Source organism: Pseudoclavibacter sp. AY1H1 (assembly GCF_002931055.1).
Taxonomy (GTDB): domain Bacteria; phylum Actinomycetota; class Actinomycetes; order Actinomycetales; family Microbacteriaceae; genus Pseudoclavibacter.
The window spans coordinates 209,615-229,194 of sequence record NZ_PSXX01000005.1; the positions used below are offsets into that span (position 1 = coordinate 209,615).

Consider the following 19,580-nt stretch of genomic DNA (forward strand, 5'->3'; position numbering starts at 1 on the left):
GCGCGTATGACTGACGCCTCCGACCTCCAGCCCACCTCCGACACGATGCGCGCCGCCCTTGTCACGGGCATCGGCGGGCCCGAGAAGATGCAGCTCGGCGAGGCGCCTGTCCCGCTCACGCTCAACTCGGACACGCTCGTGCGCGTCAAGGCGGCGGGCGTCAACCCCATCGACGGCAAGACCCGCTCAGGTGCCGGCGCGTCGAAGGCGATCTCGAGCTTCCCCTCGACCCTCGGCGGCGAATTCTCCGGGGTCGTCGTCCGCGCCCCTTACGAGCTCGCGCCGTTCCAGCCCGGCGATGAGGTCTACGGGATGCTCCTCTTCCCGCGTTACTCCGGCGCGTACGCCGAGTACGTCTCCGTCCCGTTCATGAGCCTCGCGAAGAAGCCCGAGAACTTGTCGTTCATCGAGGCCGGCGGCGTTCCGCTCGCGGTGCTCACCGCCTGGGCCGCAGTGGTGGAGGCCGGGGGCGTCTACACCGGACAGCGGGTCCTCATCCATGCCGGCGCGGGCGGCGTCGGCCACTTCGCCGTGCAGCTTGCGAAGTACTACGGCGCCCACGTCATCACCACGGCGTCCGAGCGCAATCACGACTGGCTGCGCGAGCTCGGCGCAGACCAGGTCATCGACTACCGTTCAGCGCGCTTCGAGGACGCCATCGCCGAGCCGGTCGACGTCGTCATCGACCTCATCGGCAACGTGAAGGACCAGACGGGGACCCGCTCGCTGCGGGTGCTGCGCGACGGCGGAACGCTCATCAACGTGCCGACTGGCAGCTACCCGGAGCTCTTCGAGGAGGCCGCCGCCGAGAACCGCGGCATCGTCGCGTCGACCCTCAAGCTCTCGCCAGAGGGCCGAATCCTGCAGACCATCACGCAGCTCTTCGAGCAGGGCGCCCTGCAGACCCACGTCGACCGCGTCTTCCCCCTCGCCGAGGCAGGCGCCGCCCAGGAGCTCATCGCAGAGGGCCACGTGCGCGGGAAGGTCGTCCTCGACATCGACGCGTAGGCCGCGAGCAACCGGCCGTCGTCAGGCCACGCTCGCTGCGAGCTCCAGCAGGTGGGCGCGCGTGAGCGCGGCCGCCGATGGCGCGTCCTGCGCATCGATCGCGTCGAGGATGCGGGTGTGGACGAGGTGGTCGGCGTCACTGCCGAACTCGCTGCGAAGGCGCAGCATCCCGATCATGGCCTGCCTGCTGCGGGGCGCGAAGCCCTCGAAGAGCTCCGAGAGGATCTCGTTGTGTGCCGCGGCGACGATGCTGCGGTGCAGCGCGGTGTCCGCATCCACATGCGCCTCGATGCTCGATCGTTGCGCGTCGCGAGCATCGGCGGCCCGCCTCATCGCGAGCAGCTCCTCGCCCGTGCGGCGCTCCGCGGCGAGCGAGGAGGCCTCGACCTCGACCGCGATGCGCGCTTCGATCACCGTCTGGATATCTGCACGCAGCAGCACAGCGTCCAGGGCCTCCGGGGCGTCCAGCGCAATCACGAAGACGCCCGCGCCCTGCCTGGTGGCGAGCACCCCGCTCCCCGCGAGTTGGCGGATGGCCTCGCGAATGGTCGACCGTCCGACGCCGAGTTGGGGTGCGAGCGTCGTCTCTCCCGGGAGCTTCTGGCCGAGTTCCCACTCGCCTGCCCGGATGCGCTCGAGCAGCAGCTTGGCCGCCTGCTCGGCGAGTGGTTCACGGTGGAGGGTGCTCATGCCCCCATCATCTCGCACTCCCGCAACTCGTCTACTTGTCTGAGGAGTTGTGGTAGCTTCTCTCGCATGCCGCGCACTCCGCTCACGCTTCTCTGCCACGGCGGGACCTCGCCTGACCGGTCCCCCGCCGTGGAGCTGAGACGCGCGCCGGTCGTCACGATCGCACGACAACCAAGGACACGACCATGCACAGCAGCGCATCCCGGATCTCTCCCCCAACCGGCCCGATCCCCAACAACGCACCGCACTGGAACCGCCAGCGCCACTCGCAGATGCCATCGCACCGATACCGCGACGTGTACTCGCGGGTCGAGGTGCCCCTGACGGAACGCGACTGGCCCTCACGCCGACTCACGGCAGCACCACTCTGGGTGCCAGTCGATCTCCGCGACGGCAACCAGGCCCTGTCGGAGCCGATGGACCCCGACCGCAAGCGCGTCTTCTTCGAGCTCATGATCCGCATGGGCTACAAGGAGATCGAAGTCGGCTACCCCTCCGCCTCGCAGACGGACTACGACTTCGTGCGCCGCATCGCGACCACCGACATCGCACCGGAAGACGTCACCATCGTGGTGTTCACGCCAGCGCGTCGCGACCTCATCCAGCGCACGGTGGACTCGATCCAGGGCATCAGGAACCCCGTCGTCATCCACCTCTACACCGCGACGGCGCCGGCCTGGCGCGATGTCGTCCTCGGGAAGAGCAAGCAGCAGCTGAAAGAACTGATCCTGGCCGGGGGCAGAGATGTCCTCGAGCTCGCCGGCCACCTGCCGAACGTCCGATTCGAATTCTCGCCAGAGGTGTTCAACCTCACCGAACCCGACTACGTGATCGACATCTGCGACGCCATGACAGCGCTCTGGATGGCGACCCCGGATCGGCCTGTCATCCTGAACCTTCCCGCCACGGTAGAGGTCGCGACCCCGAACGTCTACGCGGATCAGATCGAGTACATGCACAAGCACCTCGCGAGGCGCGACTCGGTGATCCTCTCCGTGCACCCCCACAACGATCGAGGGACCGGAATCGCCTGCGCCGAGCTCGCAGTGCTCGCAGGAGCGCAGCGAGTGGAAGGCTGCATCTTCGGCAACGGCGAGCGCACCGGCAACGTCGACATCGCAGTCCTCGCGTTGAACCTGCACGCGCAGGGCATCGACCCGATGATCGACTTCTCGGACATCGACGCGATTCGCCGAACCGTCGAGTACAGCAACCGCCTCGAGATCCACCCGAGGCACCCGTACGCAGGAGACCTCGTCCACACCGCCTTCAGCGGGACGCACCAGGACGCCATCAAGAAGGGACTCGCCGAGCATCGATCCCGCGCTGCGCTCGAGATGCGGGCAGAACGCGAAACCGAGTGGCGCGTGCCCTACCTGCCGATCGACCCCGCCGACATCGGGCGCAGCTACGACGCCGTCATCAGAGTCAACTCGCAGTCAGGCAAGGGCGGCATCGCCTACCTCCTCGAGGCGGACTACGGCATCGAGCTCCCCAGACGCCTGCAGATCGACTTCGCCAGGCGCGTCCAGGAGCACACCGATACCAGCGGCCTGGAGATCGAGGCGGCACAGCTGCTCGAGCTCTTCGAGCGCAGCTACCTCCGCGTCGACACGTCCGGCGTGGAATTGCTCGACTTCAGCGTCGAAACCCGCGACGGCGTGGCATGCACGCGCATTCGCGTGAGCGTCGACGGCGTCGAGCACACCGGCATCTTCGACGAGGTCGGCCCCGCAGAGGCCGTCACCCAGCTCCTCGCCGACGCGGGCATCTCCGTCGACATACGCTCACTCCACCAGACATCGCTCGGCGCCGGCAACAGCAGCGATGCTCTGACGCTCCTGGAGTACAACGACTCGTCAGGCGCACACTGGGTCGCCGGCCGAGACCGGTCTGTGCTGTCGGCAACCGTGCAGGCGATCCTGAGCGCTGCGCGACGCCAGCTCACAGCGCTCGAACGCGCGTAGCGGCCACCGCGGAAACGCAAGAACGGCCCAGTCCGAAGACTGGGCCGTTCTCGCGTGGCGGATGCGGGGCATCCACCTGAGCTGTGCAGCTCGCGGCAGACTAGATCGCGTTGACGTCCAGCGGGATGCCGGGGCCGAAGGTCGTCGAGACGACAGCCTTCTGGATGTAGCGGCCCTTCGAGCTCGACGGCTTGAGGCGGACGACCTCGTCGAGAGCTGCGCGGAGGTTCTCGCCGAGCTGCTCCGACGTGAACGCCGACTTGCCGACGATGAAGTGCACGTTGGAGTGCTTGTCGACGCGGAACTCGATCTTTCCGCCCTTGATCTCGGTGACAGCCTTGGCCGGGTCGGTCGTGACCGTTCCGGTCTTCGGGTTCGGCATGAGGCCACGGGGTCCGAGGACCTTACCGAGGCGTCCGACCTTGCCCATGAGGTCAGGGGTGGCGACCGCGGAGTCGAAGTCGGTCCAGCCGTCTGCAACGCGAGCGATGAGCTCGTCGCCGCCGACCTCGTCAGCACCAGCAGCGATAGCCGCCTCTGCCTTGTCACCCGTCGCGAAGACGATGACCTTGGCCGTCTTGCCGGTGCCGTTTGGCAGGCTGACGGTGCCGCGAACCATCTGGTCAGCCTTGCGCGGGTCTACACCCAGGCGAAGAGCGACCTCGACGGTGCTGTTGAACTTGGACGAGCCGGTCTCGCGTGCGAGCTCGACGGCCTCGGCGAGACCGTAGAACTTGTCCTCGCCGATCTTCTCTGCCGCGGCACGGTATGCCTTGGACTTAGCCATGTTGTTCTCCTTCAAGAGTTGCGGTTGCGAGCCTGGCCGGCTCTCCCGCGATGTTCAGTACCGCGCCCGAAGCGCGACGTGTGGTGTTGGGAGCGGGAAGGCCTTAGCCCTCGACCGTGATTCCCATGGAGCGAGCCGTACCGGCGATGATGCGCGACGCCATGTCGATGTCGTTCGCGTTCAGGTCGGACTGCTTCTGCTCGGCGATCTCGCGGACCTGGGCGGCGGTGAGCTTGCCGACCTTGGCCGTGTGAGGCGTCGGGGAGCCCTTCTTGACACCGGCAGCCTTCTTGATGAGCTCGGCAGCAGGAGGGGTCTTCAGGATGAAGGTGAACGAACGGTCTTCGTACACGGTGATCTCGACGGGGATCACGTTGCCACGCTGCGACTCGGTAGCCGCGTTGTAGGCCTTGCAGAACTCCATGATGTTGACGCCGTGCTGACCGAGCGCGGGGCCGATAGGAGGAGCCGGGTTAGCGGCGCCAGCCTGGATCTGCAGCTTGATCAGACCCGAGACCTTCTTCTTGGGTGCCATGTCTTTTCCTTCTTTCGATTCGAACTCCGCGCTGATGCGCGGCGCTCTCCCGGTGGCCCGGCGGTTCCGGACTCCGGTGGTTTCTGAGGGCAGCAGCCCTATTGGAGCGAGATCTAGAGCTTCGTGACCTGGTCGAAGCTGAGCTCGACCGGGGTCTCGCGCTCGAAGAGCGACACGAGCACGGTGAGCTTGCCGCTCTCGGGCTTGATCTCGCTGATCGATCCGGTGAGCCCCTCGAAGGAGCCCTCCTTGATCGTGATGGTCTCGCCGATCTCGAAGTCGATCTCTGCGATGGGCTGGCGCTTCTGGAGGCCAGCCTGACCGGAAGCGTTCGCCTTCGCGGGTGCTTCAGCGACTTCGACCAGACTCTTCAGCATCTCAAATGCTTCGTTGAAGCGCAACGGGGTCGGGTTGTGGGCGTTGCCCACGAAGCCGGTCACACCCGGGGTGTGACGGACAACCGACCAGCTGTCCTCGTTGAGCATGAGGCGGACGAGCACGTATCCGGGGATGCGGACGCGCGTGACCATCTTGCGCTGGCCGTTCTTGATCTCGACCACGTCTTCCATGGGGACTTCCACCTGGTAGATGAAGTCGCTCATGTTCATGGACTCGGTGCGCTGGTGCAGGTTCTGCTTCACGCGACGCTCGAAACCGGCGTAGGTGTGGATGACGTACCACTTGCCCGGCTTGAGGCGCAGCTCGCGCTTGAAGGTCTCGTACGGGTCGACGTCCGGGTCTTCCTCGAGAGCCTCGACCTCTTCGTCCTCGGTCGCGGCAGCCGCGGCGGCCTCTTCCTCGCTCGTGTCGATCTCGAGGACATCGTTGACGATCGCGTCGACCTCGGGGTCGACGACGTCCGCGCCTTCTCCGTCGTCGAGGTCTTCCTCGGTCACGACTTCGTCGGACTCTTCGATCTCGTGGGCCGCGTCGAATTCTGCGTCGATGTCGCGGTCACCCTCCTGGGCCTCTACGACTTCGGAGTCCTGCTCCAGGGCGGTCTCGTAAAGACCGTTCGGGTCGGCGACGTTCGGGTCTGACACGATTCCTCATCTCGATTCTGTGATGCTGGGCTGCTCGCCCGTTGTCGGTGGAGGCCTGTGAGCCGGTGGAGAGCTTGACGCGCTCCGGCTATTCCGTCGGGACCGGCGTCGCGGCCGGCTCGCTCGGGAAGAACGAGCTTCCCTGACCGAAGACCCACGAAGCGCCCCACCCGAAGAGCAGGTCGAGCACCGTGACGAGCGCCATCATGAAGATGACGAAGACGAGCACGACGCCCGTGAACTTGAAGAGCTCAGCCCGGGTCGGGGTGACGACCTTCTTGAGCTCGCCCATGACCTGACGGAAGAAGAGAGCGATACGGCCGATGATGCCGCGCTTCGGCTCGGAGCCTCGCTTTGACTCGGCGACGTCTGTCGCCTCATCTGACTTGCTTGGACTCACGCGCTCTCCCTTTCGATGGTTGAGACCTTCGATGGTGGGCCCCGTAGTGGGTGCGTTCAGCACCGAAATGCAGGGCGGACAGGACTCGAACCTGCAACCTGCGGTTTTGGAGACCGCTGCTCTACCAATTGAGCCACCGCCCTTTGCGTGAACACCGGATGCGTGCATCCGTTCACCCTGATACCGTCTGCAGCCGTTCCATAGGGAACAGTTTCAGGCGCGGTTCAGTATGTCGCTTTCGGCAACCAGGAAAGCATACGACAGGTGCCACACGGAAGTCCAACGCGGGCGCAACTCGCTGACGTGGCGTGGCCACCGGACCTAGACTCAGGGCCATGGTTTCCGACTCACGTCTCTCTCCTCGCATCGCCGCGATCGCCGAATCCGCAACCCTCAAGGTCGACGCGAAGGCCAAGGCCCTCAAGGCCGCCGGCCGGCCCGTCATCAGCTACGCGGCGGGCGAGCCCGACTTCCCGACTCCGCAGCACGTGGTCGACGCCGCCCTCGTCGCCGTGAGCGACCCCAAGAACCACCGGTACACGCCGGCGCCTGGCCTGCCGGAACTCCGAGAGGCCATCGCCGAGAAGACGAAGCGCGACTCGGGCTGGGATGTCCCCGCCTCGCAGGTCATCGTCACGAACGGCGGCAAGCAGGCCGTCTACCAGGCCATCAACACCGTGGTCGGCGCGGGCGACGAGGTCCTCCTCCCCGCCCCGTACTGGACGACGTACCCCGAGGTCATCCAGCTCGCGGGCGGCACCACCGTTCCCGTGTTCGCCGGCGCCGACCAGGAGTACAAGGTCACCGTCGACCAGCTCGAAGCCGCACGCACCCCCGCCACGAAGGCGATGCTCTTCGTCTCGCCGTCGAACCCGACCGGCGCCGTCTACTCCGAGGCCGAGACGCGCGCCATCGGAGAGTGGGCCGCCGAGCACGGCATCTGGGTCATCGCCGACGAGATCTACCAGAACCTCACGTACGACGGCGTCCGCGCGGTGTCCATCGTCGAAGCTGCCCCGGCGGTCGCCGACCGCACGATCCTGGTCAACGGCGTTGCGAAGTCGTTCGCGATGACCGGCTGGCGCGTCGGATGGATGGTCGGGCCCGTCGACGCAATCAAGGGGGCGGGCAACCTGCAGTCGCACCTCACGAGCAACGTCAACAACATCGCGCAGCGTGCCGCGCTCGCCGCGCTCACGGGGCCCACCGAGCCCGTCGAGCAGATGCGCCTCGCCTTCGACCGCCGCCGCACGACGATGGTCGAGGAGCTGAGCAAGGTCAACGGCTTCCGCGTGCCGACGCCGGAGGGCGCCTTCTACGTGTACGCCGACGTGCAGAGGCTCATCGGGAAGGAGATCGAGGGGCGCCAGATCGACTCCTCGCTCGACCTCGCCGACCTCATCCTCGACGTCGCGGAGGTCGCGGTCGTGCCAGGTGAGGCGTTCGGCCCATCCGGGTACCTGCGCCTCAGCTACGCGCTCGGCGACGACGCGCTCCTCGAGGGCGTGCAGCGCCTGCAGAAGCTCTTCGCGGGCGTCGAGCTCTAGCCCGCGCCGCGCGGCCCCGCGTTCGCAGCCGCGCCCGCGCATCCGCTCCCCCGATTAGGCCAGTTTCACCCCATCCGGACGCTCAGGATGGGGCGAAACTGGCCTATTCGAGGTTCGTGGGGGCGGCGGGCGACGCGCAGGCCTACGAGCGGGCGTGGGCCAGCGAGCAGGCGTGGGCCAGCGAGCGGGCGGGTCAGCGAGCGGGCGCGACTAGGGCGTCGTGAAGGTGATCTCCGCGACCTTCTGCGAGATGCGCGAGTTCGGGTCGTCCAGCTCCCCGCCCCACGCGTTCGCCAGGATCGTGATCTTGGTGCCGGTCGAAGGCATGTAGCGGGACGCCATCATTCCCTCGGAGCCATCCGACCAGCGCAGGCGCTGCGCCAGGAGCTCCAGCTCGTAGCCGCCTGCCCCCTTCAGGACGAGCGGGACGGGGTCGCCGACCGGCTCCGGCTTGGCGGTGAACTGCAGCGACGCCGAGTTCAGCTCCGACCTCGTCATGTCCTCGTCCCGGTACTCGCTCTTGTGCAGGTTCTCCTGGGCGATCGAGAAGTAGGCACCGGATGCGGGGTCGCTCAGGATGTAGAGGTTCGGCTGCCGTTCGGAGATGTCCTGCTCCCATCCGCCGAGGGGTGGGTTCACGACGGTGATGCCGTTCGGGAACACGACGTCGGTCGTGATCGGGATGAACCCGGGTGCGGCGTCCTGGGGCGCGGCCGGCATGAGCGTGCTCGTCGGCACGGGGGTCGAGGTCGCCGCGTTCGGGTCGGCGCCGCCGACGGGGATGGTGGGATCGTTCGGCGAGCTGAACGCCATGAAGAGGCCCACGACGAGGGCGATGATCGCGACGCCGCTGATGCCGACGCCGAGGAGCAGGCCGACGGGGCGCCTGCGCTGCTTCTGCAGCTCAGGGTCTTCGCCGAGCTCTCGACGCCGTGGTTGCGGTGTCGCCTGCTGCTGCGGGGCGTAGCGAGGCGGCGGGGCACCAGCCGGCAGATGCGACGGTGGGGCCTGAACGAACGGCGCCTGCCCGGGGATGCCGGTCTGCGGCTGGCCTGGGAACTGCCCGGGATGCTGTGGCTGGCCTGGCGCGGGAGGTCGCCCGGGCGCGGGGAACTGACCCGGCGCGCCGAAGCCGCCAGGAGCCTGGCCAGGTCCGGCACCAGGGTGCGGGAACTGACCGGGAGCCGGCGGCTGCCCGTTCGACGGCGCTCCCCACGGAGGCTGCTGACCGGGGCCCTGCTGCCCCGGACCCTGCCGACCGAGACCTTGCTGACCAGAGCCCTGCTGCACAGGACCCTGGGCCGGTGGCCCGCCCCACTCGCCCTGGCCACCCTGAGGAGCGGCACCCGGCTGCTGCCGGCGGGGGTCGAACCCGCCGTTCTGACCCGGCGGTGGCGTGAGGGGCGGTTGCGTCATGCCTGCGAGAGTACCGCCCGCGCCAGGCAGCTGCCTTGAGAGCTGCCTTGGCGCGGGCGGTACGTGCGGCTGGGCGACGGTCAGTCGAAGATGCGTCGCAGCAGGTTCGTGTCGGCGAGGTCGACGAGCTCGTCTCCGCGCCCGGAGAGCACTGTTCGCAGCGCGTAGAGGGTGAAGCCCTTGACTTGCTCGGCCGTGATGGTCGGCGGGATGGACAGCTCCTGCCGTGCGGTCACGACGTCGATGAGCGCGGGCCCGTCGTGGGCGAAGGCTTCGCGGAGGGCGGCCTCGAGGTCGTTCGGGTTCTCGACGCGCTGCCCGTGGATGCCGACCGCCTTGGCGACTTCGGCGAAGTCGGGGTTGTCGAGGTCGGTGCCGTAGTTCACGAATCCGGCGGCCTTCATCTCGACCTCGACGAAGTTCAGCGACGAGTTGTTGAATACGACGATCTTCACGGGCAGCTTGCTCTGCTTGAGTGTGAGCAGCTCCCCCAGGAGCATCGCGAGTCCGCCGTCTCCCGCGAGCGCCACCACCTGGCGCCCAGGGAAGGCGGTCTGCGCGCCGACCGCCTGCGAAAGGGCGTTGGCCATGGAGCCGTGACTGAACGAGCCGATGAGCCTCCTCTGGCCGTTCATCTCGAGGTAGCGGGCCGCCCAGACGACCGGGGAACCGACATCCGGGATGAAGACGGCGTCGTGGCTCGCGAGCTCGCTCACGAGCCGTGCCACGTACTGCGGGTGGATGGGGGCGCGCCCCCGGTCGTTGTCGGCAAGCGCGTCGAGGTCCTTCCGGGCCTTCCGGTAGTGCTTCACCGAGGCTTCGAGGTGCTTGCCGCTCTTGTTGCCCTCGAGGAGCGGGATGAGGGCGTCGAGGGTGTCGCCGACGTCGCCGACGAGCCCGAGGTCGAGGGGCGTGCGCTTGCCGAGCTGCTCGCCGCGGATGTCGACCTGGATGATCTTCGCCTGTGACGGGAAGAACTGCTGGTACGGGAAGTCGGTGCCGAGCATGAGGAGCGCGTCGCAGTCTTCGATGGCCCGGTAGCCGGAGGAGAAGCCGAGCAGCCCCGTCATGCCGACGTCGTAGGGGTTGTCGTACTCGATGAACTCCTTCCCGCGGAGCGCGTGCACGATGGGTGCCTGCAGCGCCTCAGCGGCCGCAAGCAGCTGCGCGTGTGCTCCCTGTGTGCCAGCGCCACCGAGAATGGTGACCTTCTTCGCCGAGTTGAGGATGTCGGCGGCCTGCGCCAGTTCGTCGTCGGCAGGTCGCACGACGGGCTTCGCAGGCAGGATGGGTGCCGACTTGCGTCGTCCTGCGCTCTCCTGCAGGAAGATCTCGCCGGGAATCACGACGACGGCGACGCCTCGCTTCTCGACCGCGGCGCGCATGGCGATCTCCAGGATCCGAGGCAGCTGCTCCGGCACCCCCACCATCTCGCAGTACACGCTGCTCTCCCGGAAGAGCTCCTGCGGGTGCGTCTCCTGGAAGTAGCCGCTGCCGATCTCCGCGGACGGGATGTGGGCGGCGATCGCGAGCACGGGAACGCGGCTTCGGTTCGCGTCGTACAGCCCGTTGATGAGGTGCAGGTTGCCCGGGCCGCAGCTGCCGGCGCACACAGCGAGCTCGCCCGTGAGTGCTGCGTCTGCGGAGGCGGCGAAGGCCGCGGCCTCTTCGTGTCGCACGTGCGACCAGGCGACCGCGTCGTTTCGTCGGATGGCGTCAGTGAATCCGTTGAGCGAGTCTCCGGGTAGCCCGTAGACGCGCTCGACTCCGGCATCGTGGAGGATATCGACGATCGTGTCAGCGACTGTAGTCATGCCGTGATCCTCTGCCTCGAAACGGGGAGCCAGCCGAGCGCCGGACCGGGGACGAATCGATGTGGGTGATATGTCGTCGGCTAGGCCTGGCTGACCCGCACCATGTTGCCGGATGGGTCGCGGAATGCGGCATCTCTGACGCCCCAGAACTGATCGGTGGGCTCTTGCAGCACCTCGACTCCGCCCGTCGCCAGCACCCTCTCGAACAGCGCGTCGAGGTCGCTCGTTCGGAACAGGAGGCCGGGCAGCTCCCCCTTCGCCAGCAGCGCTGCGAGCGTGTCGCCATCGTCCTCCGAACGCCCCGCCTTCGGGTGCGAGAGCACGATCTCGAGCTCCGGCTGCCCGGGGGCGGAGAGCGTGACCCAGCGGAACCCCTCATTCGGAACCTCGCTGCGCACCTCCAGGCCGAGGGCGTCTCGGTAGAACACGAGCGCCGCATCCGGGTCGTCGGTGAACACGTGCACGTGGCTGAGTGAGAGCGTCATGTGTCCGATGCTAGGACCGGCCGCCGACATTCACTTCTTCGAAACTGCTCAGAGACGTGCCTGCCCGTCGCCGGCTTCCCGTTGCGCCATTCCTGGTCGGTCGCGCACGCGGCGGGGACGCCCCCAGATCTGCGAGGTGCAGCTCGGGATGACGACGCTGCCGCTGTGATCACGCGCCCGATAGGCGCTCGGAGACTCTCCGACGATCTCCGCGAAGCGGCTGCTGAACGACCCGAGACTCGTGGCCCCGACCGCCGTGCACGCATCCGTCACGCTCACCTCGCCGCTGCGCAGCAGCGCCTTGGCACGCTCGATGCGCCGTGTCATGAGATGGGCATATGGGGTCTCGCCGTACGCCTCTCGGAAGCGTCGACTGAAGTGAGCCGCCGACATGTGGGCTGCCTTCGCCATGGTCGGCACATCGAGCGGGCTCGCGAACTCCCGGTCGATGAAGTCGCGCGCACGACGAAGACGGCGAAGCTCATCGAGATCGGGTGAGGCCATGGCACCAGTATGTGCGGGTGTGTCCGCCCAGGTCTGACCAACTTGAGTGCAAAAACTCGCGAACGGGCCCCACTGCGGCCCAGTGCAGGGGATATTGCACGGAAGCTGGTCAGCGGCGGCGCGGCCCGCACCTCCCCCGAACGGTGGATGCGTATCCGCCGGTCGGGCCCTGTCGCGCACGCCCCGCGGCGCGTTTGATTGCACCATGAGCACACAAGCAGCCATCGAGGTCACCGACCTCGTCAAGCGCTACGGCGACCGCGACGTCGTCGACGGCCTCTCCTTCGAGGTCCGACACGGCGAGACCTTCGCCTTCCTCGGCCCCAACGGCGCTGGCAAGAGCACCACGATCGAGATCCTCGAGGGCTTCCGCACGGCGACCTCCGGTACCGCGCGCGTGCTCGAGCAGGACCCGGCCCGCGGCAACGCCGAGTGGCGAGGCCGAATCGGCGTCGTCAGCCAGTCGAGCGCCGACATCGAGCGCTACTCGGCCCGCGAGGTGCTGCGCCACTTCGCAAGCCTCTACCGAAACCCTCGCGCCGTGGACGACACCATCGAGCGGTGCGGCATCGCCCCATTCGCGTCGCAGCGAGTCGGTCGCCTCTCCGGTGGCCAGAAGCGGCGAGTGGATGTCGCGCTCGGCATCATCGGCAACCCGGAGGTGCTGTTCCTCGACGAGCCGACAACCGGGTTCGATCCCAACGCGCGCCGCGAGTTCTGGGGCCTCATCCAGCAGCTCAAGGGCGAGGGCATGACCATGGTGCTCACGACGCACTATCTCGACGAGGCGGAGCAGCTCAGCGACCGCGCCGGGATCATCGCCGCCGGGAAGCTCGTCGAGATCGGCGACATCGCGACGATCGGCGGGCCGAAGTCGCGCACACCGCGGGTTCGCTGGCAGGAGCAGGACGGCAGGTGGCGCGAGGAGACGACGGATGCGCCCGCACAGCTCGTCGGCGCGCTCGTCGAGCGCCTCGGCCCGGAACCCGCCGGACTCACCGTGACCCGCCCGTCCCTGGAGGACGTCTACCTGGAGATCATCGGCGAGCACCCGGCCGCCTCCCCCGGAACGCCCGCGACTGCCTCACCCGCCGCGGGACTCGCGGCGACCGACGATGCAGCCCGCGCTGCCGCACCCGCAGGAGGAACACGATGAGCCAGACCGCGGTCTCGGGCGACGCGAAGGCGCAGCCGAGCATCCAATCGCCCACACGCACACCGTCGCAGCCCAGGTCCACGATCGGCAACGGTCTTCGGCGCATCGCCTTCGAGCTGCGCGGCTACTTCCGGCAGACCGACCAGGTGTTCTTCGTCTTCCTGTTCCCGCTCGTCATGTTCGCGCTCTTCGCCTCGATCTTCAGCGGCGAGACGGTCGTCGACGACCCACGCTTCGCCGACGTGACGATGTCGCAGTACTACCTGACCGGGATGCTCGCGATGGCGATCCTCCTCTCCGGCATGCAGTTCCTCGGCATCGACATCGCCACGGAGAAGCACGAGGGCGGCCTCGCCCGACTCGGCGCGACCCCGCTCAGCCCGGTGTCGTTCTTCATCGGGAAGATCGGGCTCGTCCTCATCACCTGCACGCTGCAGCTGGCAATGCTGATGGGGCTCGCGGTCATCGCCTTCGACATCTCGCTGCCGGAAGATGGCGAGCTGTGGGCGCGCTTCGCCTGGCTCGCTGCCCTCGGCATCCTCTGCTTCGCCTCCCTCGGAATCGCGATCTCGGCGCTCCCGCGCTCTGCACGGTCCGCATCCGCCATCGTGCTGCCGCTTGTGCTCGTGCCGCAGTTCCTCTCGGGCATCTACGTGCAGTTCTCGGTCCTGCCCGAGTGGATGCAGCAGGTGTCGAACCTCTTCCCCCTCGCCGGTCTCGTGCGCGGGATGCGCAGCGTGTTCCTGCCAGATGCCTTCGCGGCTGCCGAGGTCGGAGGCACGTGGGGGCTGGGGGCCGCGGCGATCACGCTCGGGGTCTGGACCGTCATCGGGCTCGTCGCGAGCCTGCTCACCTTCCGCTGGAGTCGAGGGCGGAGTTGACGCTCCTGACCCGACCGTGCAGCAATGTCGGTGGGGTGCGGGAGGATAAGCGCATGGTCGACTTCTGGTTTCGGGACGGGCGCTGGTGGCACCTGCTGATCGTGGGCACGGCGCTCGCGAACACCGTCGTCGCGGGCTCGGTGGCGGCCTTCGCGGCCACCGAGTCCGAACGCTCCGAGGCGCTCGTGGCGACGGGGGCGCTCCTGCTCATCCCCGTCGTGTGGCTCGCTTTCGGCGTCAGGTCGCTCACCGACCCGCGCCGCGGCGCGGCGCTGATCCTGCTCGTCACGCTGCTCGTGACGGTCTCGATGGTGCTCGTGCCCTGGACGGGCTTCGTGCAGACCCTCATCTATCCGCTCGTCTGGCTGGTGTGCGTGAGCGCGAGACGGAGCATCCTCGTCTCGATCGGCATCGCGTTCGGCATCGGCGCGGTGTCGGCGCTGTACAACGGGGTCGAGGAGATCCCGGACATCCTGCCGGGCCAGCTCTTCAGCGTCGCGGCGACCTGCGGCATCGGGCTGTCGATCAGCTACGCCTGGCGAGTGGCCGACGAGCGACGTGAGCTGCTCGAGCAGCTCACGGCCTCCCAGGAGCACGTGCAGGAGCTCTCTCGGCTGAGCGGCGCCTCCGTCGAGCGGGAGCGCATCTCCCGCGACCTGCACGACACGCTGGCTCAGACGTTGGCCGGCCTCGCGATGCTGGCTGACCGCAGCGCGAAGGAGATCGGGCGGATGCGCGACGACGAGAGCTCCGCGGGGGCTCACCTGCGCGAGGAGCTCTCCGCGCAGGAGGAACGGGCCGACCTCATCGCGTCGCTCGCCCGCGATGCTCTCGCCGAGGCGCGGGGCCTCATCGCCGAGAACGCGCCGGTGCGGTCGACCGACCCCGCGGAAGCGACCTTCGCAGATGCCCTGAGGCGCCTCGTCGATCGGTTCCGCCGCGAGACGGGCGTGCTCGCCGAGGCGCGAATCGAGCTGGAGGCCGGCGCGCTGGAGCGGGAGAGCGAAGTGGTCCTGCTGCGATGCGCGCAGGAGGCCCTGTCGAATGCGAGGCGGCACGCTCATGCCACGAGCGTGCAGCTCTCAGTGGAGCACGGGGCCGCGAACGTCGTGCTGAACGTCACCGACGACGGCCGAGGATTCGAGCTGGAGGCGGAGCCGAGCGGATTCGGGTTGGACAGCCTCCGCGACCGCGCCAACGCGATCGGGGGCGGCGTGGACATCGCCAGCGCACCAGGGCGTGGCACGATCGTGACCGTGACGATTCCGGCGAAAGCGAGTGCCGAGCGATGATCCGCATCCTGGTCGCCGACGACCACCCCATCGTGCGCGCCGGACTCGTGGGCATCTTCGAGGACGAGCCCGACATCGAGGTCGTCGCTGAAGCCGCCAACGGGGCCGACGCGGTTGCCCGCGCGACCGCGACGACGCCCGCCGTCGTCGTCATGGACCTGCGCATGCCGGGCATCGACGGTGTGAGCGCGACGAGGCAGATCCTGGCGGCGCTCCCCGAGACACGCATCCTCGTCGTCACGACCTACGACAGCGACGACGCGATCATCGGTGCCATCGAAGCCGGGGCAAGCGGCTACCTGCTCAAGACGGCCAGCGGGGCGGAGCTCGTGGAGGCCGTTCGCCGTGTGGCCGCGGGCGAGCTGGCCCTCGCACCATCGGTGACCGCGAAGCTCGTAGCCCAGACTCGAGCTGCCGGGGCAGCGGCATCCGCCGGTTCCAGCACCGCGCATCCGCCTGCCGGTTCGCCCGGTTCAGCCCCCGCGCTCAGCGAACGCGAGCTGCAGGTGCTGCAGCTCGTCGCCGACGGCATGTCCAACCCTGAGATCGCCGTGCGCCTCCACATCGGTGAGGCGACCGTGAAGACGCACCTCGGCAAGGTCTTCGCGAAGCTCGAGGTCAACTCCAGGGTGCGCGCCGTGACGAGGGGTCTCGATCTCGGCCTGCTCCGCCGGAGCTAGGGCGTCGGCGGACCCAGCGGCCCGCATGGGACCAAGGCGCATGAGCGCAAAAGCGTAGCTCCCTGCTGCGGGGCCAGGCCAGGGGCCTCTCCGCCCGAAGTCGTAGGCTTGACGCATGAAGTCTGCACGCGTCGCCCTGCTTGCACTCCCGACGATCGCTCTCACCGCGCTCGGTTTGAGCGGATGCGCTCCCGCAGCCACGCCGACGAGCGTCGCGAGCGACAACTACGGCGGCCTGCCCAAGGGATTCGGCGAAGATGTCGGAGCCGGCGACATGGAAGGACCGCTCGTCATGTGGCTCGACGAGGGCTCCTCGATCTCCGTCACGACGTGGGGCAGCTCGGGATGCCCGGCGATCCTCACCGAAATCAACGCGGTGGACGCGCAGACCCTCGACCTGCAGTACCTCGAGGCCACGGCCTACCCCGACCAGGCATGCACAGCGGACTATGCCCCGCACACGAGCGAGATCGACCTCCCCGACGACGCCACGGGCACGCCGCTGACGGTCACGGTGAGCTTCGACGGCGAGGAGCCCCGCGCCTCCGTCGTCCTCGACTGACCCGAGCATCCGGGGGCTGCGTGGCATCCACCAGAGTGCCCTGCCCTACCCTGCCAAAAGGTTGACGGGTATTCGCAGACTCGATAGGGTCGCAGCACGCGCCTAGACAGAGAGGAGTCCCGATAATGCGTACGTTCACATTTTGCATTCAGCAGTCGGCGACTCGTTCCCTGGGCGCCCACATCTCCTGAGCTCCGTGTCGTGGGTGAAGTCTGCCCCCACACCCGACGGATACGCAGCGGCATAGCAGCCGCCGCATTCGTCGACTGCACGGCAGTCACGTCTCTCGCGCCGCGTTAACGCGGCCCCGCTCGAGTGAGCGCCTTCTTCTTGCATGCCTTCTGTCGGAGAGACCACTCTCATGAATCACGTCCTGACCACCGTCCGCACCTCAAACCCGAGCACCGTGCACGTCACGATCACGCCCACATCCGCGTCCACGCCCACCTCCGCGGTGCAGCCTTCGCTGCTCCACCGCATCGAGTTGCGCGTCGCACTGTGGCTGCTCATGCGCAGCGCGCGGCGTCAAGAACCCGAACTGGACCACGCCGAACAGCATCGTCGGCGCCGCAACAGTTCGGAGCGCGCCCGCCGCGAGCAGGACGCACTCCGTGCCTGGTGCGCGCAGTGCATGCACCACTGACACGCGTCCCGAGCGGACGCTGGGTGCACCGAACGGGAAGCCCCGAAGCGCGTGCAGCGCTTCGGGGCTTCCGGCTCACCCGGCTGGTCTCGCCCGGCTGTGCCTAGATCGTCAGGTCGACGAGGACAGGCTCGTTGACGAGCCGCACGCCGTATTCCGCTTCGACGCGCGCACGGACGAAGCGGGCGAGCTCCACGATCTGCTCGGCAGTCGCACCGCCGCGGTTCGTGATCGCGAGCGTGTGCTTCGATGAGATGGCGGCGTTCGAGCCCGGCAGCGAGAAGCCCTTCTGCACACCGGCGTGGTCGATGAGCCACGCAGCGCTGAGCTTCACGAGCGGGGAGCCGTCTTCGTCCTTGCCCGCGTCGAACTTCGGCATCTCGGGCAGCTCGCTCGCGAACGAGGAGCGGACGATCGGGTTCATGAAGAAGGAACCGGACGAGACGGAGTCGCGGTCGTGCGCATCCAGCACCATGCCCTTCGAGGCGCGCAGGCGGATGACGGCGTCGCGGACGACGTGCACGGGCATCCGCTCGCCGAGGGGCACGTCGAGCGCGCGCGCGAGCTGGTCGTACCGGACCGGTTCGCTCTGGCCCTCCGGCATCTCGACGAGGTCGAGTTCGACGCGAGTCACGACGCCTCGCAGCTCGCCGCGCTTGATCGCGGAGGTGCGGTAGCCGAGACCGAGGTCGGCGGCGTTGATCCAGCGCACCGTGTCTGCGTCGGCGTCGTAGAACTCGATGCGAGCGAGCACATCGGAGAGCTCCTGCCCGTACGCCCCGATGTTCTGCACTGGGGTCGCGCCGACGGAGCCGGGAATGCCGGCGAGCGCCTCGATGCCGCTCCAGTTGCGAGCGACGGCGTAGTCGACGAGGGCGCTCCACGACTCGCCGGCGTCGATGCGCACGCGGGCCTGGCCCACCTTGTCGACGGGCCCGTCCAGCTGGTGGATGCCCTTCGTCACGACGCGCAGCACGGGTTCGTCGATGCGGTCGTCGGTGGCGATGGTGTTGGACCCCCCGCCGAGGATCAGCGGCTGCTCGTGGTTCGCGAACAGCTCCTCGGCCGCGGCGATCAGCTCAGGGCGCGTCGCGGGGGCGACGAGCTGCGTCGCTTCCCCACCGACCTGCGTGGTCGTGAGCTCGGAGAGCCTCGTCACGCGGTGGCCTCTGCGGGCAGCACGGCGGGAACCTCGCCGCGGAAGTCGGCGCGCACCTGCGACTTCGCGAGCACCGTCTGCCCGCCGAAGGACACGACGAGGTCGATGCGACCGACGCCGTCCTCGCCGGCGAGCTGACCGATCTTCGCGACGATCGACACCTCCGCGCCGGTCTGCGGGTCGACGACGACGGGCCGCGTGAAGCGCACCTGGTAGTCGACGACGCGGCCAGGGTCGCCGAGGGCATCGACGACGGGCTGCAACGCGACACCCATCGTGAGCATCCCGTGCGCGAGCACACCGGGCAGCCCGACCGCTTCGGCGACGTCGTCGCGGTAGTGGATGGGGTTGAAGTCGCCAGACGCGCCCGCGTAGCGCACGAGGGTGTCGCGGGTGAGCGTGACGGTGCGCTCCGCGATGACGGTTCCGGCTTCGAGGCTCGTGAAGTCGGGGCGCGGAAGCTGCGCGACGGCGATCGTGTCAGTCATGCGGTCACTCGCTCTCGGTGGGCGTTGCGCGGACGACGAGGGTTGCCGATGCGGTGACGACCTGCTCGCCCGCCGCATCCGTCAGCACCGTCTGAGCGCTGATCATGGAGTTGCCGCCGAGCGACTTGACGCTCTTCACCTCGAGAGCGGCGCGCAGCTCGTCACCCGCGACGATCGGGCGCTCGTAGGTGAAGCGCTCGTCGCCGTGCACGATGTGCGACAGCTCGATCTGCGCCTCGGGGTCGGAGAGCAGGAGCTGCAGCCCCGCATCCTGCAGCACGGCGGGGAACGTGGCGGGTGCGACGAGGTCGGCGTACCCGGCAGCGCGGGCTGCGTCGACGTCGAAGTGCGTCGGGTGCGAGGCCAGCACGGCCTTCGCGAACGAACGGATGTGCTCTCGGCCCACGAGGTACGGCTCGGGGAGCTCGTACCGGCGGCCGGCAAGTTCAGGGTTCACAGACACGCCAGCCAGTCTACGCGCGGGGAGACCCACGCCCCGGAGAGGTGATCGGCGCCGGGCGCT

At 68.2% G+C, this 19,580-nt stretch carries 21 protein-coding genes and 1 tRNA gene; 9 read left to right on the top strand and 13 right to left on the bottom strand.

What is annotated here, in order from left to right; genetic code table 11:
- The first annotated feature begins 6 nt into the window (after window positions 1-6).
- Window positions 7-1,008, top strand: coding sequence for an NADP-dependent oxidoreductase (locus tag C5E05_RS10370; RefSeq protein WP_258064834.1), 1,002 nt, complete (start codon window positions 7-9; stop codon window positions 1,006-1,008).
- A 21-nt stretch (window positions 1,009-1,029) separates the two neighbouring features.
- Here C5E05_RS10370 and C5E05_RS10375 read toward each other — a convergent pair whose 3' ends face one another.
- Window positions 1,030-1,698 carry a FadR/GntR family transcriptional regulator gene (locus C5E05_RS10375; RefSeq protein WP_104341878.1) on the bottom strand — a complete coding sequence of 223 codons (669 nt, stop codon included), beginning with the start codon at window positions 1,696-1,698 and terminating at the stop codon, window positions 1,030-1,032.
- A gap of 272 nt (window positions 1,699-1,970) precedes the next feature.
- Between C5E05_RS10375 and C5E05_RS10380 the strand changes: the two genes are divergently transcribed.
- A complete protein-coding gene (locus C5E05_RS10380) occupies window positions 1,971-3,665 on the top strand; it encodes a 2-isopropylmalate synthase (protein ID WP_308471893.1) in 1,695 nt (564 codons plus the stop codon).
- 100 nt (window positions 3,666-3,765) lie between these two features.
- Here C5E05_RS10380 and rplA read toward each other — a convergent pair whose 3' ends face one another.
- The 5 genes from rplA to C5E05_RS10405 all read right to left on the bottom strand — a co-directional run bounded on the left by rplA (window position 3,766) and on the right by C5E05_RS10405 (window position 6,573).
- Window positions 3,766-4,452, bottom strand: coding sequence for a 50S ribosomal protein L1 (gene rplA, locus C5E05_RS10385; protein ID WP_068482355.1), 687 nt, complete (start codon window positions 4,450-4,452; stop codon window positions 3,766-3,768).
- Between the two features lie 103 nt (window positions 4,453-4,555).
- Window positions 4,556-4,987 carry a 50S ribosomal protein L11 gene (gene rplK / locus C5E05_RS10390; RefSeq protein WP_104243242.1) on the bottom strand — a complete coding sequence of 144 codons (432 nt, stop codon included), beginning with the start codon at window positions 4,985-4,987 and terminating at the stop codon, window positions 4,556-4,558.
- Window positions 4,988-5,100: 113 nt separating this feature from the next.
- Entirely contained in the window at window positions 5,101-6,030 is a 930-nt protein-coding gene (nusG, locus tag C5E05_RS10395; RefSeq protein WP_104243244.1) for a transcription termination/antitermination protein NusG, read from the bottom strand.
- An 88-nt stretch (window positions 6,031-6,118) separates the two neighbouring features.
- Window positions 6,119-6,430, bottom strand: coding sequence for a preprotein translocase subunit SecE (gene secE / locus C5E05_RS10400; RefSeq protein WP_104243246.1), 312 nt, complete (start codon window positions 6,428-6,430; stop codon window positions 6,119-6,121).
- Window positions 6,431-6,500: 70 nt separating this feature from the next.
- Window positions 6,501-6,573 (bottom strand) — tRNA-Trp (locus C5E05_RS10405).
- Window positions 6,574-6,765: 192 nt separating this feature from the next.
- On the opposite strand from C5E05_RS10405, the gene C5E05_RS10410 reads away from it, so the two are divergent.
- Complete coding sequence (locus C5E05_RS10410; protein ID WP_104341880.1) at window positions 6,766-7,977, top strand: pyridoxal phosphate-dependent aminotransferase; 1,212 nt, start codon at window positions 6,766-6,768, stop codon at window positions 7,975-7,977.
- 210 nt (window positions 7,978-8,187) lie between these two features.
- On the opposite strand, the gene C5E05_RS10415 is transcribed toward C5E05_RS10410, so the two are convergent.
- The 4 genes from C5E05_RS10415 to C5E05_RS10430 all read right to left on the bottom strand — a co-directional run bounded on the left by C5E05_RS10415 (window position 8,188) and on the right by C5E05_RS10430 (window position 12,196).
- Window positions 8,188-9,393 (bottom strand): hypothetical protein, encoded by a 1,206-nt coding sequence (locus C5E05_RS10415; protein WP_146081088.1) that lies wholly within the window; start codon window positions 9,391-9,393, stop codon window positions 8,188-8,190.
- Between the two features lie 80 nt (window positions 9,394-9,473).
- Window positions 9,474-11,207 (bottom strand): ubiquinone-dependent pyruvate dehydrogenase, encoded by a 1,734-nt coding sequence (gene poxB, locus C5E05_RS10420; protein WP_104299759.1) that lies wholly within the window; start codon window positions 11,205-11,207, stop codon window positions 9,474-9,476.
- An 80-nt stretch (window positions 11,208-11,287) separates the two neighbouring features.
- The gene (locus C5E05_RS10425) at window positions 11,288-11,692 is read right to left on the bottom strand and encodes a VOC family protein (protein ID WP_104341931.1); all 405 of its coding nucleotides are present in this window, start codon (window positions 11,690-11,692) and stop codon (window positions 11,288-11,290) included.
- A gap of 48 nt (window positions 11,693-11,740) precedes the next feature.
- The gene (locus tag C5E05_RS10430; RefSeq protein ID WP_104305961.1) at window positions 11,741-12,196 is read right to left on the bottom strand and encodes a helix-turn-helix transcriptional regulator; all 456 of its coding nucleotides are present in this window, start codon (window positions 12,194-12,196) and stop codon (window positions 11,741-11,743) included.
- Between the two features lie 205 nt (window positions 12,197-12,401).
- Between C5E05_RS10430 and C5E05_RS10435 the strand changes: the two genes are divergently transcribed.
- The 6 genes from C5E05_RS10435 to C5E05_RS10460 all read left to right on the top strand — a co-directional run bounded on the left by C5E05_RS10435 (window position 12,402) and on the right by C5E05_RS10460 (window position 17,410).
- Window positions 12,402-13,352, top strand: a complete 951-nt coding sequence (locus tag C5E05_RS10435; protein WP_104305960.1) for an ABC transporter ATP-binding protein — start codon at window positions 12,402-12,404, stop codon at window positions 13,350-13,352.
- Window positions 13,349-14,233, top strand: a complete 885-nt coding sequence (locus C5E05_RS10440) for an ABC transporter permease (RefSeq protein WP_104341882.1) — start codon at window positions 13,349-13,351, stop codon at window positions 14,231-14,233. Before C5E05_RS10435 ends, C5E05_RS10440 begins: the two co-directional genes overlap by 4 nt.
- A 53-nt stretch (window positions 14,234-14,286) precedes the next feature.
- The gene (locus C5E05_RS10445; RefSeq protein WP_104243262.1) at window positions 14,287-15,525 is read left to right on the top strand and encodes a sensor histidine kinase; all 1,239 of its coding nucleotides are present in this window, start codon (window positions 14,287-14,289) and stop codon (window positions 15,523-15,525) included.
- A complete protein-coding gene (locus tag C5E05_RS10450) occupies window positions 15,522-16,205 on the top strand; it encodes a response regulator transcription factor (protein WP_104341883.1) in 684 nt (227 codons plus the stop codon). Before C5E05_RS10445 ends, C5E05_RS10450 begins: the two co-directional genes overlap by 4 nt.
- Before the next feature lie 115 nt (window positions 16,206-16,320).
- Window positions 16,321-16,767 (top strand): hypothetical protein, encoded by a 447-nt coding sequence (locus C5E05_RS10455; RefSeq protein ID WP_104341884.1) that lies wholly within the window; start codon window positions 16,321-16,323, stop codon window positions 16,765-16,767.
- A 361-nt stretch (window positions 16,768-17,128) separates the two neighbouring features.
- Window positions 17,129-17,410 (top strand): hypothetical protein, encoded by a 282-nt coding sequence (locus C5E05_RS10460; RefSeq protein WP_104341885.1) that lies wholly within the window; start codon window positions 17,129-17,131, stop codon window positions 17,408-17,410.
- 103 nt (window positions 17,411-17,513) lie between these two features.
- Here C5E05_RS10460 and C5E05_RS10465 read toward each other — a convergent pair whose 3' ends face one another.
- From C5E05_RS10465 to C5E05_RS10475, 3 genes are read right to left on the bottom strand one after another with little or no spacing between them, the layout of a single operon-like run.
- On the bottom strand, window positions 17,514-18,569 hold the full coding sequence (locus C5E05_RS10465) for a UDP-N-acetylmuramate dehydrogenase (protein ID WP_104341886.1): 1,056 nt from the start codon (window positions 18,567-18,569) through the stop codon (window positions 17,514-17,516).
- Window positions 18,566-19,057 carry a MaoC/PaaZ C-terminal domain-containing protein gene (locus tag C5E05_RS10470; RefSeq protein ID WP_104341887.1) on the bottom strand — a complete coding sequence of 164 codons (492 nt, stop codon included), beginning with the start codon at window positions 19,055-19,057 and terminating at the stop codon, window positions 18,566-18,568. The genes C5E05_RS10465 and C5E05_RS10470 overlap by 4 nt, the downstream gene beginning before the upstream one ends.
- Before the next feature lie 4 nt (window positions 19,058-19,061).
- Window positions 19,062-19,520 carry a MaoC family dehydratase N-terminal domain-containing protein gene (locus C5E05_RS10475; RefSeq protein ID WP_104243274.1) on the bottom strand — a complete coding sequence of 153 codons (459 nt, stop codon included), beginning with the start codon at window positions 19,518-19,520 and terminating at the stop codon, window positions 19,062-19,064.
- Between the last annotated feature and the right edge of the window lie 60 nt (window positions 19,521-19,580).

Excerpts from the sequence above, each read along its gene's own strand:
- C5E05_RS10370 (WP_258064834.1), top strand. The coding sequence starts at position 7 with ATGACTGACGCCTCCGACCTCCAGCCCACCTCCGACACGATGCGCGCC.
- C5E05_RS10375 (WP_104341878.1), bottom strand. The coding sequence starts at position 1,698 with ATGAGCACCCTCCACCGTGAACCACTCGCCGAGCAGGCGGCCAAGCTG.
- C5E05_RS10380 (WP_308471893.1), top strand. The coding sequence starts at position 1,971 with ATGCCATCGCACCGATACCGCGACGTGTACTCGCGGGTCGAGGTGCCC.
- rplA (WP_068482355.1), bottom strand. The coding sequence starts at position 4,452 with ATGGCTAAGTCCAAGGCATACCGTGCCGCGGCAGAGAAGATCGGCGAG.
- rplK (WP_104243242.1), bottom strand. The coding sequence starts at position 4,987 with ATGGCACCCAAGAAGAAGGTCTCGGGTCTGATCAAGCTGCAGATCCAG.
- C5E05_RS10410 (WP_104341880.1), top strand. The coding sequence starts at position 6,766 with ATGGTTTCCGACTCACGTCTCTCTCCTCGCATCGCCGCGATCGCCGAA.
- C5E05_RS10415 (WP_146081088.1), bottom strand. The coding sequence starts at position 9,393 with ATGACGCAACCGCCCCTCACGCCACCGCCGGGTCAGAACGGCGGGTTC.
- poxB (WP_104299759.1), bottom strand. The coding sequence starts at position 11,207 with ATGACTACAGTCGCTGACACGATCGTCGATATCCTCCACGATGCCGGA.
- C5E05_RS10425 (WP_104341931.1), bottom strand. The coding sequence starts at position 11,692 with ATGACGCTCTCACTCAGCCACGTGCACGTGTTCACCGACGACCCGGAT.
- C5E05_RS10430 (WP_104305961.1), bottom strand. The coding sequence starts at position 12,196 with ATGGCCTCACCCGATCTCGATGAGCTTCGCCGTCTTCGTCGTGCGCGC.
- C5E05_RS10435 (WP_104305960.1), top strand. The coding sequence starts at position 12,402 with ATGAGCACACAAGCAGCCATCGAGGTCACCGACCTCGTCAAGCGCTAC.
- C5E05_RS10440 (WP_104341882.1), top strand. The coding sequence starts at position 13,349 with ATGAGCCAGACCGCGGTCTCGGGCGACGCGAAGGCGCAGCCGAGCATC.
- C5E05_RS10445 (WP_104243262.1), top strand. The coding sequence starts at position 14,287 with ATGGTCGACTTCTGGTTTCGGGACGGGCGCTGGTGGCACCTGCTGATC.
- C5E05_RS10450 (WP_104341883.1), top strand. The coding sequence starts at position 15,522 with ATGATCCGCATCCTGGTCGCCGACGACCACCCCATCGTGCGCGCCGGA.
- C5E05_RS10455 (WP_104341884.1), top strand. The coding sequence starts at position 16,321 with ATGAAGTCTGCACGCGTCGCCCTGCTTGCACTCCCGACGATCGCTCTC.
- C5E05_RS10460 (WP_104341885.1), top strand. The coding sequence starts at position 17,129 with ATGAATCACGTCCTGACCACCGTCCGCACCTCAAACCCGAGCACCGTG.
- C5E05_RS10470 (WP_104341887.1), bottom strand. The coding sequence starts at position 19,057 with ATGACTGACACGATCGCCGTCGCGCAGCTTCCGCGCCCCGACTTCACG.